The sequence below is a fragment of the Erwinia tracheiphila genome, from assembly GCF_021365465.1.
In the GTDB taxonomy this organism is placed as follows: domain Bacteria; phylum Pseudomonadota; class Gammaproteobacteria; order Enterobacterales; family Enterobacteriaceae; genus Erwinia; species Erwinia tracheiphila.
Genome location: NZ_CP089932.1, coordinates 4,777,505 through 4,795,827, shown reverse-complemented (window position 1 = coordinate 4,795,827; position 18,323 = coordinate 4,777,505). Strand labels below are relative to the sequence as shown.

Sequence of the window (18,323 nt, the reverse complement as noted above, 5' to 3'; positions counted from 1 at the left end):
AGTTTCATCACTCAGATATAACTTATTAATGGGAAACAAAGGTTCCCTGCTTACAAACCAACCAGAGGTTTTATGTACCCTATTGTTGCTTCCGATCTTGATGGAACCCTGCTGTCCCCCGACCACTGTTTATCCGCTTATGCCCGCGAAACACTGCAACAGATGACCCGCAAAGGGGTGAATTTTATCTTTGCCACCGGTCGGCATTATATTGATGTTGCCCAGATGCGTGACAGTCTGGCTATTGATGCTTTTATGATCACTTCCAATGGCGCGCGCGTGCACAACACCGCCGGGGAGCTGGTTTTCAGTCATAACCTGGATGAAGATATCGCCTGTGAGCTCTATGCCATGCATTACAGCAATCCGGATATATTCACCAACGTTTATCGTGACGAAGAGTGGTTTTTAAACCGTCATTGTCCTGAAGAGATGGATTTTTTCCGCGAATCTTATTTTAACTATCAAATCTATGAGTCAGGTTCATTGCCTGGGGACGGCATCAGTAAGGTGTTTTTTACCTGTGGTAATGCAGAACAGCTTATTCCTTTGGAAGAGGCGTTAATTGCCCGCTGGGGAGACAGGGTGAATGTCAGTTTTTCACTACCAACCTGTCTCGAAGTAATGGCTGGTGGCGTCTCTAAAGGTCATGCGCTGGATGCGGTGGCGCAATCGCTGGGCTATTCTCTTCAGGACTGTATCGCTTTTGGGGATGGTCTGAATGATAAAGAGATGCTGAACATGGCGGGCAAGGGCTGCATTATGAACAACGCAGATCAGCGGCTAAAGAATTTATTGCCTGAACTGGAGGTGATTGGCAGTAACGCTGATAACGCTGTGCCTAACTATCTGTGCAAACTATATAACGTTTGAACATGCCGTTTCCGCCCCGGCTGCACGGGGCGGAGCGCGTTTACTGCTGTAAAAAATGCACGGCTTTATCCGGGAAGTCGTTAAACAAACCGTCTGTTCCTGCTTTGTTGTAGAGCACGTCGTACAGCCGATCAATGTTCTCAGCCCAGTCAGGCAACTGGTCTGCACGCACGGTATAGGCATGTACCACCAGGCCATTTTGGTGGGCTTCTTTGACCATGTCTGTCAGGCGAATATCTTTCTTGTCCGAACCTGCGGACACCAGCATGTGATAATCCGGCCCGATGCCGTCCACATATTCTGACAGGGTTTTCATCGCGCCGGGTTTAAACATCCAGTCGTAGCTGTAATTGATCCATTTGCCGTTTTCCTGCTCTTGGGTTTCCTGCCAGTCAGTGTGGGCGATCAATTGCACCAGTTTCAGGTTCATCCCACGGGCTGGTTCCAGTTCGGTTTTGATCCGTTTAATTTCGTTATTGTCGAAACATTGCAGATAAACCTTATCGTTTTTACTGGTGTAACCATATTTTTTCAGCGTATCGAGGACGTTGGCTGAGATATCCTTACCCTCACGACGATGGAACCACGGTGCTTTTATTTCAGGATAAATGCCAATATTTTTGCCGGTGGAGTGGTTTAAACCCTGAATGAATTCAATTTCTTCGCTAAAAGTGTGCACCCGGAAATCAGATTTTCCCATGGGAAAACGGCCGGGAAACGTCTGAACGCGCTGGCCGTTTTTCATGGTAAAGCCTTCAGTGAACTTCAGCGTTTTAATCTCCGCCAGCGTGAAGTCAATGGCGTAAAAACGCCCATCTTTCCTCGCCCTGTCGGGATAACGGGATGCTACGTCCGTCACGCGGTCAAGAAAATGGTCGTGCAGAACCACCAGCTGATCATCCTTCGTCATCACCAGATCCTGTTCAAGGAAGTCAGCGCCCTGGGCATAGGCCATCGCTTTTGCCTCTAGCGTGTGTTCTGGCAGATAACCGCTTGCCCCGCGGTGGGCAATCACCATCTTTGTCCCGTCTGCAGCAGCAGCGCAGAGTGAAAATGCCATCAGCAGAAAAAATGCGCGTATCTTAAGCATGAGATGCCTCCTTTGCCTGCTTGTTTTCGCTAATCATTGTGAGCACCAGCAGGAGCACAGCCAGAAGACTGCCGCCAATCATAATAATGAACCCGCCGCCCCAACCAAAAAAATCCACGGTATAACCGACAATAGTACTGGCGGCGACCGACCCGCCCAGATAGCCAAAGAAACCGGTAAAACCTGCGGCGGTACCCGCCGCTTTTTTGGGCGCGAGTTCCAGAGCATGTAGCCCGATTAGCATCACCGGACCGTAAATGAGAAAGCCAATGACGACCATACAGGTCATATCAATACTGGGATTTCCGGGGGGATTGAGCCAGTAGACCACCGTTGCCGCCGTGACCAGCAGCATAAAGAAAACGCCTGTTGCGCCACGATTGCCGCGAAAAACCTTATCGGACATCCAGCCGCACAACAGTGTGCCGGGGATGCCAGCGTATTCATACAGAAACCAGGCCCAGGACGATTTATCGATAGTGAAGTGCTTGACCTCCTTGAGATAAGTTGGAGACCAGTCAAGGATGCCGTAACGCAGCAGGTAAACAAAAACGTTGGCGAAGGCGATATACCACAACAGCTTGTTGGGCAAAACGTACTGCATGAAAATTTGCTTTGCGGTTAATTCCTGCTCATGCTCCGCGTTGTAATCAGCCGGATAATCCTGCTTATATTCTTCAACGGGGGGCAGGCCACAGGATTGTGGCGTGTCGCGCATCAATGCAAAAACCCCTATGGCCACCGCAATGGCAGCAAATGCGGGCATATACAGTGCCGCTTTCCAGTCGTTAAACCACGCCATTCCCAGCAGGAAAAGCAGCGGTGGTAAACCGCCTCCAACATTATGCGCACAGTTCCATAACGAAACTATCCCTCCACGCTCCTTCTTTGACCACCAGTGCACCATAGTGCGGCCACAGGGAGGCCAGCCCATTCCCTGAAACCAGCCGCATAAAAACAGCAGGATAAACATTACCATAATACTGGACGTTGCCCACGGGACAAATCCCATGATCAACATGACGGCGGAGGCAAGAATTAATCCGGCAGGCAAAAAGACACGCGGATTCGAACGATCCGAAACAGACCCCATGATAAATTTGGACAAGCCATAAGCGATGGAAATACCGGAAAGTGCGAACCCAAGGTCGCCGCGTGAGAATCCTTGTTCAACAAGGTAGGGCATTGCCAGTGCAAAATTTTTTCGCACCAGATAATAGGCGGCATAGCCAATAAAGATCCCTGCAAATACTTGCCATCGAAGCTTACGATAAAGGGGATCGATTTTTTTTGGATCAATTTTCGGTTTATGCGATGCAGGTTTAAAAATACTGATCATGGCGCCTCCAATGGAGCGGTTTATTTTCTTTCTTTACCCCCGCTGGCAAAGACCACCGTAAACAGTCAGGCAGGTAATGCGGGGTATAATTTTCGCGCAAAGAATAATGCGAAATATCATTGAGATATGTGAAGGGCGGCGCAAAGGTTAGATTTTTTATAATAAAAAACGGCATGTTTCTGATCCGTGTGCCGATCCGGTACTCTTAATGAAATTTTCATTAATTTATTTGTGTATTTAAGTTAATTTTTGGTCGTGACGCAGACTTGCTGATCACGTATGCTTTGCGCTTTGGATGTAACATATGGCTAAAGTTGATGTCGTCTGCCCTCAGTGCAATGAAACTCATGCTGTACGATGTAACGGACATTCAGCATCCGGTGCCCAACGTTACATCTGCAAGCATTGTTCAAAGACCTTTCTGCTCAATTTTAGCTACCCCGGTGCCAAACCAGACACACACCAGACCATTGTTAATATGGCCATGAATGATTCCAGATGTCGCGATACCGCACGGGTTCTCGGTATCAGCCTCAATACGGTTCTGCGGCACGTAAAAAAATTTCGCCAAAGCAGGTAGCTGAGAATATCGACCCCGAAACGGAGGTTGTTATCTGCTGTGAAGCCGGTGAAAAATGGCCTTACGTGCGGTGTAAAAGCAATCCCCGGTGGTTGTTCTATGCTTATGACCGTATCCGCAAACGTGCTCTGGCCCACGTCTTCGGCCCGAGAAATGCCCCGACCCTGCGACGATTGCTGGCCCTGTTAAGCAAATTTAACCTTGCCTTTTATATGACAGATGCCTGGCCGGTTTATAAAGTTCGGTTAAGTGCAACAGGCCACGTGGTGAGCAAGAAATATACCCAACGGACAGAACGGCATAATCTTAATCTTCGCACACATATCAAACGACTGACCCGCAGAACAATTTGCTTTTCGAAGTCAGAGGAAATGCACGATAAGATCATCGGTTGGTATCTTACTCTTCATCATTATCAATAAATCTGCGTCACGACCTAATTTTTTGTGTTTATCCTATTTTTTATTGTGCAAATGTAAACCAAAAAATGCTCTTAACTTCAGTGGTTTTCGCTACAATACCTCTTCTTTTTATTGCCGGATTTTAATCGGGATCTTACTCATTGTGACCACAATTCTGTGGGCTTTTTCATTTAGCCTGATAGGCGAATATCTGGCGGGGCGGGTCGACACCTGATTTTCGGTGCTTATCCGCCTGCTGCTGGCCGCAGTGGTATTTTTGCCATTTCTGCGCTGGTGGGGGTATCGCGCCTCCACGCTGTTTCTGTATATGGCGGTAGGAGTGTTGCAGTTGGGGATTATGTACCTGATCAGTTTCCAGGCCTGTCTTTACCTGAGCGTATCTGAATTGCTGCTGTTCACCGTCATGACACCTTTGTATATCACGCTGATTTACGATTTGCTCAGTGGACGCGGTATTCGCTTTGGTCATGTGCTGAGTGCGTTGCTGGCGGTGGCGGGTGCGGCTATTATCCGCTACGGCAAAGTGAGCGACCATTTCTGGTTTGGTTTAATGCTGGTCCAGCTGGCAACTATCTGTTTTACCGTGGGAATGGTGGGCTATAAACGTCTCCAGGAAATGCGTCCGATGCTGCAGCATACCGCTTTTTCCTGGTTTTATATTGGGGCAGTGAGCGTTGCGATTGTCGCGTGGTTATTGTGGGGTAACCCGAAAAAACTGCCGACCACCACCCTTCAGTGAGGGATATTAGCCTGGCTCGGCGTTGTTGCTTCAGGGCTGGGATATTTTATGTGGAACTATGGTGCCACGCAGGTGGATGCCGGTACACCGGGGATCATGAATAATATGCATGTCCCCGCTGGCTTGTTGGTTAATCTGGCTATCTGGCAACAAAAGCCGCACTGGCTAAGTTTTATTATCGGCACGGCGGTTATTTTTGCGTCTTTGTGGGTACACAGGCACTGGGTAGTGAAGAAAAACAGTGTGTAAATATTGCCCGTGGCCGGGAGTAACGGGTTCCCGACCCACCGCACGCCAGTATATTTCTTATTTGTGGCAGGGAAAATCAGTTCTCGCATTAATTAATAAGGACGCTATGTTGAAAGTGTCTTTGCTGGTCGTCGAACCGGAGCAATACAGCTATTTTTGCCAGAACATCATTAAAAAATAGTGTTTTATTACGTTGCCATCAGGGTAAATATCAGCAGGTAGTGTGATGTGATTAGCGCTTGCGGCTTATCGGGTGGCTGCTCTACCCGTATCAGTTTATTTTTCTGCCCGCCGGGCCGCTCCACCTGTTACGGTTAAAAACGTTGTGCTGTTGATTCCCTTGTCTGCGATGCTGATACTATCCCCAAGGGCTACCGTTGCCGTCAATACGTGGGTAAACGCCCTTTCGATATTGGTCAGATTATTGATGTTACTGCTGAAACACGTGCAGGTGAATTGCCAACATTATGTTTTCTACGGGAAAATAACAGAACATCGCGCAGAACAGCTGCAGGCGCATCTTGCGCCCCGGCGAATTTATTCTCGTCACGCGGACATTTTGTAAGCGGTGATATCTTTGGGAAAATGATGGGTGTGGCCGATGTTGACTACAATGTCATAAAGAACCCCTCGCCGTAAAGATATTGCTTACCTCTGGCGAGTATGAACCCATGCTGGTCTGCATCAAAACTGAACAGGGTGCTGGATCGGAAGCATCCTGCTCAATGATCTGATGCCATTAACCTGCGGGATGAAGTCCTTAATTGACAGGGACAATATGGCGACAGGTCGTTATTTCGCCACCGGACTTTTAACAGGAGGCCGTATATTGAGCGTCAGTCCCTTCAGAAAATTACGTAAAATCTGATCGCCACATTCGCGATAATTTTTATGGCCGGGCTTGCGAAATATGGCTCCCATTTCTGACTGCCTTACAGCAAAGTCTGCCAGTTTAAGAATATCAACGATATCGGTCGTTTTTAGATCGAACGCCACTCGGAGTTTTTTCAGAATGATGTTATTGGTCATCTTACGTTCAATGGAAGGTGCCGGGGCATCTTCATTTTTACCGCGTCTGTTGAAAATCAGCCCATTCAAAAAATAACACATAATCACGTCCGGGCAGGCGCGAAATCCGGGTTCTTCCTCTTTTTTCAGGAAGCTTTGCATTTCCGCTTCGCTGACCTCGCTCTCTGTCTGCGCAACAATAGCGACCATTTGGGTATCATTCAGATTCAGCATATAGCGCACGCTGCGCAGAACATCGTTATTAGTCATAAAACTCTCTTGAGATAACGGGTTGCATTCGGCGCATTATAAAGACATATCGACACATAACCAGAAGAAACACGCCATCTTCCAGTGGGTCGCTGGCTTAAAGCGGTGGTGTACCTGGTTGAGAGGCGTCTCTCACCCCGGGAAGATGTTCGCAGGCATGTTGGCGGGCAGAACGGATAAAAGCGTCCATAACTGGCTGGCGCTGTTCTCCATCGCGCACGGCCGCATACAAACGGCTCCACAATCCATCGCCCAGCGGTTTGGTGACCACCAGCCCCTGGTGCTCGAAGCTCTCTACCACCCAGTGTGGCAGCGCCGCAATGCCCATGCCGGCAGAAACCATCTGAATCAGAAGTAGCGTGTTATCGACGCTTTTTAGTACCGGGGTGATGCTGGCGGGTTGCAGAAAATGCCGCCAGATATCAAGGCGTTGCCGCTGGACGGGATAGATCATCAGCACTTCATTTGACAGGTCGTCAGGCGAAATATGCGCAATCTGCGCCAGCGGATGATCCGGTGCGAGCACCAGACGTACCTCGAAATCAAACATGGGTGAATAAAACAGCGCACTGCGCGGCAAAATATCGGAGGTCAACACGACATCCAGTTCACCCTGCTGGAGTGCAGGCTGAGGATCAAAGGTCACGCCGGATTTGAAGTCCATCGCTACCTGCGGCCAGCTTTGGCGGAAGTTGTTCAGCGCCGGGGTAAGCCACTGAATGCAGCTGTGGCACTCGATAGCGATTCGCAGCGTGGCCTGATGCGGCTCATGGCAAGCCTGTAGCGCATGTTGGATTTGTGGTAACACCTGCTCGGCGAGCTGAAGCAGAATGTCGCCCTGAGGAGTAAACCGAAGCGGCTGGCTTTTACGCACAAATAAACGGAAACCCAGACGCTGCTCCAGGTCGCTGAATTGATGCGATAAAGCTGACTGTGTCTGATGAAGCTGTGCCGCTGCCGCTGCCAGCGATCCGGTATTTCGCAGTGCCTGCAATGTTCGCAGGTGTTTAAGTTCGATCATGAGAGTCCTTCACAACGACGATGAACAAATTGCGCTTGTGGTCAATACAGTACCTACGGATTATAGATGTGTAAACATCTGGACGTCTAAAAGCCCAATGGTCAGCACCGCGGGCGGTAACTGAGGAAAGAACTAATGACAATACTTAACCATACGCTTGGCTTCCCACGTGTTGGCCTGCAACGCGAACTCAAAAAAGCCCAGGAAAGCTATTGGGCAGGTAACACGACGCAGCAAGCGCTACTGGCCGTTGGGCGTGAATTACGCGCTCGCCACTGGCAACAGCAGAAAGACGCTGGCGTGGACCTGGTACCGGTTGGCGATTTTGCCTGGTATGACCATGTTCTGACAACCAGCTTGCTACTCGGCAACGTACCCGCTCGCCATCAGAATAAAGATGGATCGATCGATCTGGATACATTATTTCGACTGGGCCGCGGCCGTGCCCCGACCGGTGAGCCTGCCGCCGCCGCCGAGATGACTAAATGGTTCAATACAAACTACCATTATATGGTGCCAGAGTTTACCAAAGGTCAAAAATTTAAACTGAGCTGGACACAAATCCTGGAAGAAGTAGATGAAGCCCTGGCGCTGGGCCATAGAGTGAAACCCGTGCTTCTGGGGCCGATCACTTATCTCTGGTTGGGCAAAGTAAAAGGGGAGCAATTTGATCGCCTGAGCCTGCTTAATGACATTTTACCGGTTTATCAGCATGTGTTGGCTGAACTGGCAAAGCGTAATGTTGAATGGGTTCAGATCGATGAGCCTGCACTGGTACTCGAACTGCCACAAGAATGGCTTGCTGCTTTCAAACCGGCCTACGATGCATTACAGGGAAAAACCAAACTTCTTCTGACCACGTATTTTGAAAGTATCGGGAGCAATATCGACACCATCCGTGCGCTACCGGTACAGGGGCTGCACGTCGATCTTGTTCACGGCAAAGACGATATTGTCCTGCTAAACAGTAAACTCCCGGCAAGCTGGCTACTGTCCGTTGGCGTAATTAATGGTCGTAACGTCTGGCGTGCGGACCTGAGCCGTTGGTTTGAACGTCTGCAACCGTTAATTATTCAGCGTCAGCAGCTGTGGATTGGTTCATCCTGTTCTTTGTTACATAGCCCGATTGATCTGAGTACAGAAACCCGCCTGGATGATGAAGTCAAAAGCTGGTTTGCTTTCGCGCTGCAAAAATGTCATGAACTCTCCTTATTGAGCAATGCACTGAATAACAACGATCCACAGTCGCTTGAGGCATGGAGTGCACCAATCCGCGCGCGCTGCTACTCTGGTCGCGTAAATAATGCTGCGGTGAGCAAGCGCCTGGCTGAAATCACGGTCAAAGACAGTCTGCGTGACAGTCATTATCCCGTGCGCGCCAGGGTTCAACGTGAACGCTTCCAGCTGCCCGCGTGGCCCACCACCACCATTGGCTCGTTTCCACAAACGGCAGAGATCCGCAGCCTGCGTCTGGATTTTAAGCAGGGGCGTCTGGACGGCAGTCGTTACCGTACCGGCATCGCTGAACATATCAAACAGGCGATTATTGAGCAGGAACGTTTGGGGCTGGATGTTCTGGTGCATGGTGAGGCTGAACGTAACGACATGGTGGAGTATTTCGGCGAAAACCTGGACGGTTTTGCTTTCACACAGAATGGCTGGGTTCAAAGTTATGGTTCACGTTGCGTCAAGCCACCGATCATTATTGGGGATGTCAGCCGCCCGCAAGCGATTACCCTCGAGTGGGCAAAATACGCACAGTCGCTGACCGATAAGCCGGTGAAAGGAATGCTGACCGGCCCGGTTACAATCCTTTGCTGGTCTTTCCCACGTGAAGACGTTTCCCGTGAAATTATCGCAAAGCAAATTGCTCTGGCGCTGCGGGACGAAGTTGCGGATCTGCAACAAGCCGGTATTGGTATTATCCAAATTGATGAACCCGCGTTGCGCGAGGGTCTGCCTTTACGCCAGTCAGACTGGGCAGCGTATCTGGAATGGGCAGTGGATGCTTTCCGCCTGAATGCGGCGGTGGCGCAGGACGACACGCAGATCCACACCCATATGTGTTACTGCGAATTTAACGACATCATGGATTCTATCGCAGCACTGGATGCGGATGTTATTACCATTGAAACCTCCCGGTCGGATATGGAATTGCTGGAGTCATTCAAACAGTTTGATTATCCGAATGGCATTGGTCCGGGCGTATATGACATTCACTCACCGAACGTGCCGGATATAGCCTCCATGGAAGCATTACTGCTAAAAGCAGCGAAGCGTATTCCCGTGGAACGTCTGTGGGTTAACCCTGACTGTGGTTTGAAAACACGCGGCTGGACAGAAACACGTCAGGCACTGGCTAATATGGTGAAAGCGGCGAAGAACCTGCGTGAAACTAAAGTTTGAAAGTTGAGTTTGATTTGATGCAGCTGACTTTCTTTCTATCCCGGTACATAACCCTGCAGGCAGGGTTATGTACAAAATATCGCTGGTTTTTTCAGGCTCAAAATTTGTGGGGTAGCAAACATTTTACAGAACATGTAGCACCCTGACGGAGCGGCGTTAAAGCCGCCCTCTGTAAAAGCTGATTCTACGGATGCACGCCATGTTGTCTGAACCATGCCAGCATGCGCTGCCAGCCATCCTTCGCTGATTCTGGATGGAAACTGGGACGATAGTCGGCATTAAAGGCGTGGCCGGCCTCCGGGTAGACGATGATTTTAGAAGTGGCGTTCGCTGCCCGCAGCGCCTGACGCATCGTTTGCACTGATTCCTGAGGGATCTCTTCATCCTTGCCACCGTATAACCCCAACACGGACGCATTGAGATCAACAGCAATATCAACTGGTTGCTTTTGTTGCTGCATTGTCTTCTCGCCGACCAGTTTGCCATACCATGCAACGCCCGCCTTTAACTGCGGATTGTGTGCAGCATACAGCCACGTAATACGACCACCCCAGCAGAAACCCGTTATGGCCATGTTACGCATATCGCCACCGTGTCGTGATGCCCAGTTTGCAACATGATCGAGATCGGCAAGGACCTGGGTATCAGGCACTTTACTGACCAGCTCTTTCAGCAGCATTGGGATATCGGAATAAGTAGCCGGATCACCCTGACGAAAATAGAGTTCAGGTGCGATTGCCAGGCGGCGGCAAATGTCGCGTATGTGTTCATGAACACCAAAAATTTCTTGCACAACCAGAACCACCGGCAGCAGGCCGTTGGCATTTCGCGGTTTAGCATGATACGCGGGCATATTTTCGCCCTGAGTAGGAATGGATGTTTCCCCTGCATGAAGGGTGTCACTGCCAGTGATAATAGTGCTTGATGCGACAGGTGAAACCGCGGGAGCGAATCCATCATGATGCATTTTTTGAGTCGTATTATCTTCGGCAGTCATCGTTCTCTCCGTGCATGAATTAGCCCAATCAGCTAACTATAGCTAGGATTATAGCCCGGACAGGTAGCGGATTTCTCAACATCTTTATCACCGCCATTAATGCTGGCGAAAGGTCCGGCTGTGATCGATTCCAGAATAATGACGCTTTAATGTGATGCAAGTCGCTTGTATTGGTTATGTTGCAGTAATTTTCATTGTTTATAGTGATTTTTTTCACATATTAGCCGATGGATTTCCGATACTCTGCTGCCCTTAATCGACCATCCTTCATCCCCACAGGAGCATGTAATGTCACAATCAGACGTTTTTCACTTAGACCTGGCACGGGCGGATCTTCAGGGGGCGAGCCTGGCGATCGTGCCGGGCGATCCGCAACGGGTAAAGAAAATCGCGGCGCTTATGGATAATGCGGTACACCTGGCGTCACATCGTGAATTTACCACCTGGCGTGCTGAAATCGATGGTAAAGCGGTTATCGTTTGCTCAACAGGCATTGGTGGTCCTTCTACATCTATTGCAGTAGAAGAGCTTGCTCAACTTGGCATACACACTTTTCTTAGAGTAGGCACTACCGGTGCGATTCAGCCCGGTATTAATGTGGGTGATGTGCTGGTCACCACCGGTTCTGTCCGTCTCGATGGTGCCAGTCAACACTTTGCACCGCTTGAATTTCCCGCTGTTGCTGACTTTGCCTGTACTACCGCGCTGGTTGAGGCGGCGAAGGATGTCGGTGCCACTACTCACATTGGTATCACCGCCTCTTCCGACACTTTTTATCCAGGCCAGGAGCGCTATGACACTTTTTCTGGCCGCGTGGTCAGTCGCTTTCAGAACTCGATGAAAGAGTGGCAGCGGATGGGCGTGCTCAACTATGAAATGGAATCAGCGACGCTACTGACCATGTGTGCCAGTCAGGGATTGCGGGCAGGAATGATCGCCGGCGTCATTGTTAATCGTACCCAACAGGAAATCCCAAACGCAGAAACAATGAAAAAAACCGAAAGTGATGCGGTACGTATTGTTGTTGAAGCGGCCCGCCGTCTGATTTGAGGAATTGGTCAGGTACAGTCTGCGACGGACTGTGCCTGCGTTGGTGTCTGACTAATGCTCCGAGGCAATAGCCATTTTATGCCCGCCTGTTCGCTAATCGTTGATGCGCATAAGGCTCACAGCCGTGCTGGATATGATATTTTTTATTTAATACTGTCAGCTTGCTTAATTACTGTTTTGATTTTATCTGTGAGGTTTTATCAAATTTTTCGGTCGTGACGCAGACTTGCTGATCACGTATGCTTTGCGCTTTGGATGTAACATATGGCTAAAGTTGATGTTGTTTGCCCTCAGTGCAATGAAACTCATGCTGTACGATGTAACGGACATTCAGCATCCGGTGCCCAACGTTAGATCTGCAAGCATTGTTCAAAGACCTTTCAGCTCAACTTTAGCTACGCCGGTGCCAAACCAGACACACACCAGACCATTGTTAATATGGCCATGAATGGTTACGGATGTCGCGATACCGCACGGGTTCTCGGTATCAGCCTCAATACGATTCTGCGGCACTTAAAAAAATTTCGCCAAAGCAGGTAGCTGAGAATATCGACCCCGAAACGGAGGTTGTTATCTGCTGTGAAGCCGGTGAACAATGGTCTTACGTGCGGTGTAAAAGCAATCCCCGGTGGTTGTTCTATGCTTATGACCGTATCCGCAAACGTGCTCTGGCCCATGTCTTCGGCCCGAGAAATGCCCCGACCCTGCGACGATTGCTGGCCCTGTTAAGCAAATTTAACATTGCCTTTTATATGGCAGATGCGTGGCCGGTTTATAAAGTTCTGTTAAGTGCAACAGGCCACGTGGTGAGCAAGAAATATACCCAACGGACAGAACGACATAATCTTAATCTTCGCACACATATCAAACGACTGACCCGCAGAACAATTTGCTTTTCGAAGTCAGAGGAAATGCACGATAAGATCATCGGTTGGTATCTTACTCTTCATCATTATCAATAAATCTGCGTCACGACCAATTTTTCGCACAGCCTAAGAGAAGCCTGTCAACCAAAAAAAATCCAAAGTTATAATTTCATTACGATGCGGCTTTACGCTATGTCATTTTTTCGTAATATTTTTTGAGATAATGGAGGAGAGTCATTAACTTGTTAACCTCTTTTTCAAGAACAGGATGAGAAGTAAAATACAATTTTCGTTTAGGGATGAATGATTGCTATCGAAAGAATAATCATATGACTATTATTAACTTTTCTCTATTTTTTAAATCTGCATGAATGTAATTTTTCTAAAACGAGATGATTTTAATATTTACTTAGTGGCTATTTTTTACGGTAATCGTAGTCACTTGAAAAGTAGATAAATAGAAAAAATAGCATTGAGAATAGATGTTTTTATTTGACCCTACTTCTGACTCTACGAGTTATTTTACAAAGTGAGTTTAAAGAGAGATAACTCACTTTAATGTTATCGATTGACTCACAGAGCTTCATATTGTCAGAGACGAAAAGAATTATCCCGTCAATTTGCGCTCATTCTTCTTAATTCTGATTGCACCTCGCATTTTAAGATGTAATTCCTTTGCCACTATGTTTTATCGTGATTTTATCTGGACATCTATACAGTATCGCTCTACCTTTCCGTAGTTCAGACACTGAGGAGGAAAACAGTGTGGATGCAACAATCATTTATGGTGTCTGTTTCAGTTTAATTGGCCTGCTGGTGGGATGGCTTATCGCCTGGTTCAGAGGCCAGCAACGCGCCGCACGGCAGGAAACAGAACAGCAGTTGTTACAGCAAGCGACCCAACAGCTGAGTCAGGTGCGCGACAGGCTGATGCAACAACTCGAAGCTTCACAGCTACAACAGAAGCAGAACGAGTTAGAGCTGCGCCAGCTTTACGCTTCACTTTCTGTTGCTCAGGAAAAACTGGTTCATCTGGATCACTGGCGTAAAGAGGCCGAACAGTTGACACGTGAACTGCGTCATCAGTTGGAAATCAACAGCATACAGGAAGCAGAGCTTCGTGAAGCCACCATTCGTCTTGAAGAGACGCGCATGGCTGCAGACGAAAAACAACGTCTGTTGACCAACAGCGAACAGCGCCTCAATGCGCAATTTGAAAACCTCGCTCATCGTATTTTCGAAAACAGTGGGCGGCGGGTTGACGAGCAAAACCGACAAAGCCTCAACGGATTGATTGCACCTCTACGGGAGCAACTGGAAGGATTTTGCCGTCAGGTTCAGGAGGGTTTCGGTCAGGAAGCGCGGGAACGTCATACGCTTTCTCATGAAATCCGCAATTTGCAGCAATTGAATGCGCAAATGGCACAGGAGGCTATAAACCTCACCAAAGCGTTGAAAGGTGATAATAAGACGCAAGGGAACTGGGGAGAGGTTGTGTTGAGCAGAGTACTTGAGGCGTCTGGTTTGCGTGAAGGACATGAGTATGAAACGCAAGTTACCATTCAGTTAGAGCAACCAGAGCAACATGGCCGTATGCAGCCTGATGTCATTGTACGCCTCCCTCAGAGTAAGGATGTCGTTATCGACGCAAAAATGACGTTGGTCGCTTATGAGCGTTATTTCAATGCGCAAGAGGATAGCGTGCGAGAAAAAGCACTTGGTGAGCACATTGCAGCTATCCGTAACCACCTTCGTGTGCTCAGTCGAAAAGATTATCAGCAATTACCGGGTTTACGTTCGCTGGATTACGTGTTGATGTTTATTCCTGTGGAGCCTGCCTTTTTACTGGCTATAGACAGGGAACCTGAGTTGATTAGTGAGGCACTTAACCAGAACATTATGTTGGTTAGTCCGACGACTTTACTGGTTGCACTTCGCACTATTAACAATCTGTGGCGTTATGAACATCAAAGCCACCATGCACAGCGTATTGCTGATCGGGCAGCCCGGCTGTATGACAAAATGCGGCTATTTGTTGATGATATGTCTGTGGTCGGGCAAAGCTTGGATAAGGCTCAGGAGAGCTACCGTCAGGCAATGAGAAAGCTGGCAGAAGGGCGGGGTAATATGATTTCTCAGGCTGAAAGCTTCCGCCAGTTAGGTGTTGAAGTAAAGCGCCCAATAAATCCCCGACTTACGGAACAGGCTAAAGAGGATGACGGCACAGGTTTTTCAGCAGGTACCGACTGTGTAGATGGCTGCAAATGAATAAACTGCAAGGCTGTGCCTGTCCTACTGGACTCTGATACACTTGACCGAATATTGATTGCAGAGCAGGTAAAACAAATGGCAGATGAATCAAAGGATACTACCCATTTTGGCTACCGCACCGTGGCGAAAAGCGACAAGGCTGAAATGGTGGCTGATGTTTTCCATTCCGTTGCGGCGAAATACGATCTGATGAATGACCTGATGTCTTTTGGTATCCATCGTATCTGGAAGCGTTTTACTATCGACGCCAGTGGCGTGCGCCGGGGGCAACGTGTGCTTGATCTTGCAGGGGGGACGGGGGACCTCACCGCGAAGTTCTCACGTCTGGTGGGTGATACCGGTGAAGTTGTTCTCGCTGACATCAATAGCTCAATGTTGAAAGTGGGTCGTGAAAAACTTCGTAATAAGGGTATTATTGGCAACATTAATTATGTGCAGGCCAATGCCGAAGCATTACCCTTTCCCGATAACCATTTTGACTGCATTACCATTGCTTTTGGTCTACGCAATGTTACCGATAAAGATAAAGCGCTGGCCTCAATGTTTCGCGTGTTAAAGCCTAGCGGACGGCTTTTAGTGCTGGAATTTTCCAAACCCGTACTGGCTCCTCTTAGCAAGATCTATGATGCCTATTCTTTTCACGTCCTGCCCCGTATTGGTGAGCTGGTAGCAAAAGATTCGGAAAGCTATCGCTATCTTGCAGAGTCCATCCGTATGCATCCGGATCAGGACACGCTGAAGCAAATGATGACGGATGTTGGGTTTGAAAATATCACTTATTCAAACTTTACCGGTGGCATCGTTGCGCTACACCGCGGATTCAAGTTCTAAACAGGAAAACGCATGACATTAACGCCGTTATTAATGGCTGGGCTGGAGACAGCACTGAATCAGGTATTGTACCGCGATCGTGGGTTGAAATCGGTGCGCCAGCGACTTACTGGGAAAAGCCTGGTTATTGAACTTGCTGAACTGGCACAGCCTGTTACGCTTATTTTTAGTGAAAATCAGCTGGACGTGATGGGCGAATGGCATGATATGCCAGATTGCCGGGTGAGACTGGGATTGCGTACCTTGCATAAATTACGGGATCGCCAGCAGTTAACCAGTTTGATTCGCAGCGGCGAGCTGGAAGTTGAGGGTGATTTGCAGGTTGTACAGCAGTTTTCTGCACTGATCGATCTCGCTGAACTGGACCCGGCGGAGTACCTCGCACCATGGACAGGTGATATTGCAGCTCATGGCATTATCCAGTTCGCCCGCCAGACAATCGCGCTCATTCGGCCTGACCTGAAACGTAAACAGGCTTATCTCAGCGAGTCGCTTACCGAAGAGTGGCGGGGCGCGCCCGGTGCCCTGGAACAGGCCTGGTTTGCTGATGAAGTGCAGATTGTCAGTGATGAATTGACTACTTTACAGCGTCGGCTTAGTGCTCTGGAGGGAAAATGACCTTTGGAGAATTGCGTCGCTTCTATTTAATCATCCATATTTTTCTTAGCTACGGTCTTGATGAACTGATCCCCATCACGCGGTTAACTTTGCCAGTCAGGCTATGGAGAAAATGCCTGTTCTGGATGCCAAACAGGCACAAAAAGCAGCCCCTTGGTGAACGTTTACGGTTAGCACTGGAACAGCTGGGACCGGTCTGGATCAAGCTTGGTCAAATGATGTCCACCCGCCGCGATTTGTTTCCACCACAGATTGCCGATCAACTAGCTCTGCTGCAGGATCGCGTTGCCCCTTTTGATGGCGTCAAGGCCCAACATCAGATTGAGCTGTCTTTGGGATGCGCTATTGAGAATTATTTTGATGATTTCGTTATTACACCGCTCGCTTCTGCGTCTATCGCCCAGGTGCATACTGCCACGTTAAAAGAGAATGGCCAGCAGGTGGTCATTAAGGTTATCCGCCCGGATATTTTGCCGGTAATTAAAGCGGATATGAAGCTTATCAAACGGATGGCGCGCTGGGTTCCCAGACTGTTGCCTGACAGCCGCCGTTTACGGCCACGAGAAGTGGTTGCCGATTATGAAAAAAACCTGATCGACGAGCTAAACCTGTTACGTGAAGCGGCGAATGCTATCCAGCTTCGCCGCAACTTTGACAACAATAAGATGTTGTATATACCGGAAATTTTTTCTGACTACTGCAGTGAAACCATGCTGGTTATGGAACGTATCTACGGTATTCCCGTTAATGATGTGGTTCAGCTTGAACAGCATGGGGTCAACTTGAAGTTGCTAGCGGAACGTGGCGTACAGGTTTTCTTCACCCAGGTTTTTCGTGACAGTTTTTTTCATGCAGATATGCATCCTGGCAATATTTTCGTGAGCTACGAACACCCGGAAGATCCTCAATATATTGGCATTGACTGTGGCATCGTGGGGTCGCTGAACAAAGGGGATAAGCGCTACCTTGCTGAAAATTTTATTGCTTTCTTTAATCGTGACTATCGTAAAGTTGCAGAGTTGCATGTGGATTCGGGCTGGGTGCCGCCAGACACCAACGTGGAAGACTTCGAGTTTGCTATCCGTACGGTATGTGAACCGATTTTTGAAAAACCGTTGGCAGAAATATCTTTCGGACATGTATTGCTAAACTTATTTAACACTGCTCGTCGATTCAATATGGAAGTTCAGCCACAGTTGGTTCTCCTGCAGAAAACATTATTGTATGTTGAGGGACTTGGTCGGCAGCTGTATCCGCAACTTGATTTGTGGAAAACTGCGAAGCCCTTTCTGGAGGAGTGGATCAAGGATCAAATCGGCATCCCTGCAATCGTACGTGCACTCAAGGAAAAGGAGACATTCTGGGCAGAAAAGCTGCCTGAGCTGCCAGAACTGTTTTATGACAGTCTCCGTCAGCATAAATATTTGCAGCGTAGCGTCGAGAAGCTGGCCACTGATTTGAAAGGAGAACGTGTCAGGCAACATCAATCGCGCTATCTGTTTGGGGCAGGAGCAGCATTGTTGCTGAGTGGAACTGCTATTCTTTTGACCCGCCCTCAGTGGGATCTTATTTCTGCGGCCATGATCGCCGCAGGCCTGGTTACCTGGCTTGTGGGTTGGCGCAAGATAGTCTGATTGACGTTTAAAAAGGAAAGGGTCGCCAAAAATTCATTGGTGCGTCTTCGTTCATCGCC

13 protein-coding genes and 2 pseudogenes are annotated in these 18,323 nt (G+C 48.6%); 10 read left to right on the top strand and 5 right to left on the bottom strand.

What is annotated here, in order from left to right:
• The first annotated feature begins 72 nt into the window (after nt 1-72).
• Complete coding sequence (yigL, locus tag LU633_RS24805; protein ID WP_016192314.1) at nt 73-873, top strand: sugar/pyridoxal phosphate phosphatase YigL; 801 nt, start codon at nt 73-75, stop codon at nt 871-873.
• A gap of 40 nt (nt 874-913) precedes the next feature.
• Here yigL and glpQ read toward each other — a convergent pair whose 3' ends face one another.
• Nucleotides 914-1,933: a glycerophosphodiester phosphodiesterase gene (gene glpQ, locus LU633_RS24800; protein WP_232426909.1), complete on the bottom strand. Its 1,020-nt coding sequence runs from the start codon at nt 1,931-1,933 to the stop codon at nt 914-916.
• Nucleotides 1,934-1,955: 22 nt separating this feature from the next.
• Nucleotides 1,956-3,302, bottom strand: a complete 1,347-nt coding sequence (glpT, locus tag LU633_RS24795; protein ID WP_016192312.1) for a glycerol-3-phosphate transporter — start codon at nt 3,300-3,302, stop codon at nt 1,956-1,958.
• A 304-nt stretch (nt 3,303-3,606) separates the two neighbouring features.
• Here glpT and LU633_RS24790 point away from each other — a divergent pair.
• Together LU633_RS24790 and LU633_RS24785 are read left to right on the top strand one after the other, a co-directional pair.
• Nucleotides 3,607-4,304, top strand: a protein-coding gene (locus LU633_RS24790; protein ID WP_233481962.1) for an IS1 family transposase whose coding sequence is annotated in 2 segments (ribosomal slippage) — nt 3,607-3,856 and nt 3,856-4,304 — 699 coding nt in all. Because the reading frame shifts where the segments join, the coding sequence is not laid out codon by codon here.
• A 118-nt stretch (nt 4,305-4,422) separates the two neighbouring features.
• Nucleotides 4,423-5,292 (top strand): annotated as a pseudogene (locus LU633_RS24785) (carboxylate/amino acid/amine transporter).
• A gap of 792 nt (nt 5,293-6,084) precedes the next feature.
• Here the strand turns inward: LU633_RS24785 and LU633_RS24780 are convergent.
• Complete coding sequence (locus tag LU633_RS24780) at nt 6,085-6,570, bottom strand: YehS family protein (RefSeq protein WP_016192309.1); 486 nt, start codon at nt 6,568-6,570, stop codon at nt 6,085-6,087.
• 97 nt (nt 6,571-6,667) lie between these two features.
• A complete protein-coding gene (gene metR / locus LU633_RS24775; protein ID WP_016192308.1) occupies nt 6,668-7,591 on the bottom strand; it encodes an HTH-type transcriptional regulator MetR in 924 nt (307 codons plus the stop codon).
• A gap of 135 nt (nt 7,592-7,726) precedes the next feature.
• On the opposite strand from metR, the gene metE reads away from it, so the two are divergent.
• Nucleotides 7,727-9,997 (top strand): 5-methyltetrahydropteroyltriglutamate--homocysteine S-methyltransferase, encoded by a 2,271-nt coding sequence (gene metE, locus LU633_RS24770; protein WP_016192307.1) that lies wholly within the window; start codon nt 7,727-7,729, stop codon nt 9,995-9,997.
• Nucleotides 9,998-10,181: 184 nt separating this feature from the next.
• Here metE and LU633_RS24765 read toward each other — a convergent pair whose 3' ends face one another.
• The gene (locus LU633_RS24765) at nt 10,182-10,994 is read right to left on the bottom strand and encodes a dienelactone hydrolase family protein (RefSeq protein ID WP_016192306.1); all 813 of its coding nucleotides are present in this window, start codon (nt 10,992-10,994) and stop codon (nt 10,182-10,184) included.
• Between the two features lie 288 nt (nt 10,995-11,282).
• Here LU633_RS24765 and udp point away from each other — a divergent pair, with 288 nt between their 5' ends.
• The 6 genes and pseudogenes from udp to ubiB all read left to right on the top strand — a co-directional run bounded on the left by udp (nt 11,283) and on the right by ubiB (nt 18,264).
• The gene (gene udp / locus LU633_RS24760) at nt 11,283-12,044 is read left to right on the top strand and encodes a uridine phosphorylase (RefSeq protein ID WP_016192305.1); all 762 of its coding nucleotides are present in this window, start codon (nt 11,283-11,285) and stop codon (nt 12,042-12,044) included.
• A gap of 264 nt (nt 12,045-12,308) precedes the next feature.
• A pseudogene (locus LU633_RS24750) lies at nt 12,309-13,006 on the top strand (IS1 family transposase).
• 669 nt (nt 13,007-13,675) lie between these two features.
• Nucleotides 13,676-15,178, top strand: coding sequence for a DNA recombination protein RmuC (gene rmuC / locus LU633_RS24745; protein WP_016192304.1), 1,503 nt, complete (start codon nt 13,676-13,678; stop codon nt 15,176-15,178).
• 78 nt (nt 15,179-15,256) lie between these two features.
• Nucleotides 15,257-16,012 carry a bifunctional demethylmenaquinone methyltransferase/2-methoxy-6-polyprenyl-1,4-benzoquinol methylase UbiE gene (gene ubiE, locus LU633_RS24740; protein WP_016192303.1) on the top strand — a complete coding sequence of 252 codons (756 nt, stop codon included), beginning with the start codon at nt 15,257-15,259 and terminating at the stop codon, nt 16,010-16,012.
• Nucleotides 16,013-16,024: 12 nt separating this feature from the next.
• Nucleotides 16,025-16,630, top strand: coding sequence for a ubiquinone biosynthesis protein UbiJ (gene ubiJ, locus LU633_RS24735; protein WP_016192302.1), 606 nt, complete (start codon nt 16,025-16,027; stop codon nt 16,628-16,630).
• Nucleotides 16,627-18,264: a ubiquinone biosynthesis regulatory protein kinase UbiB gene (ubiB, locus tag LU633_RS24730; RefSeq protein WP_016192301.1), complete on the top strand. Its 1,638-nt coding sequence runs from the start codon at nt 16,627-16,629 to the stop codon at nt 18,262-18,264. Before ubiJ ends, ubiB begins: the two co-directional genes overlap by 4 nt.
• Nucleotides 18,265-18,323 lie beyond the last annotated feature (59 nt).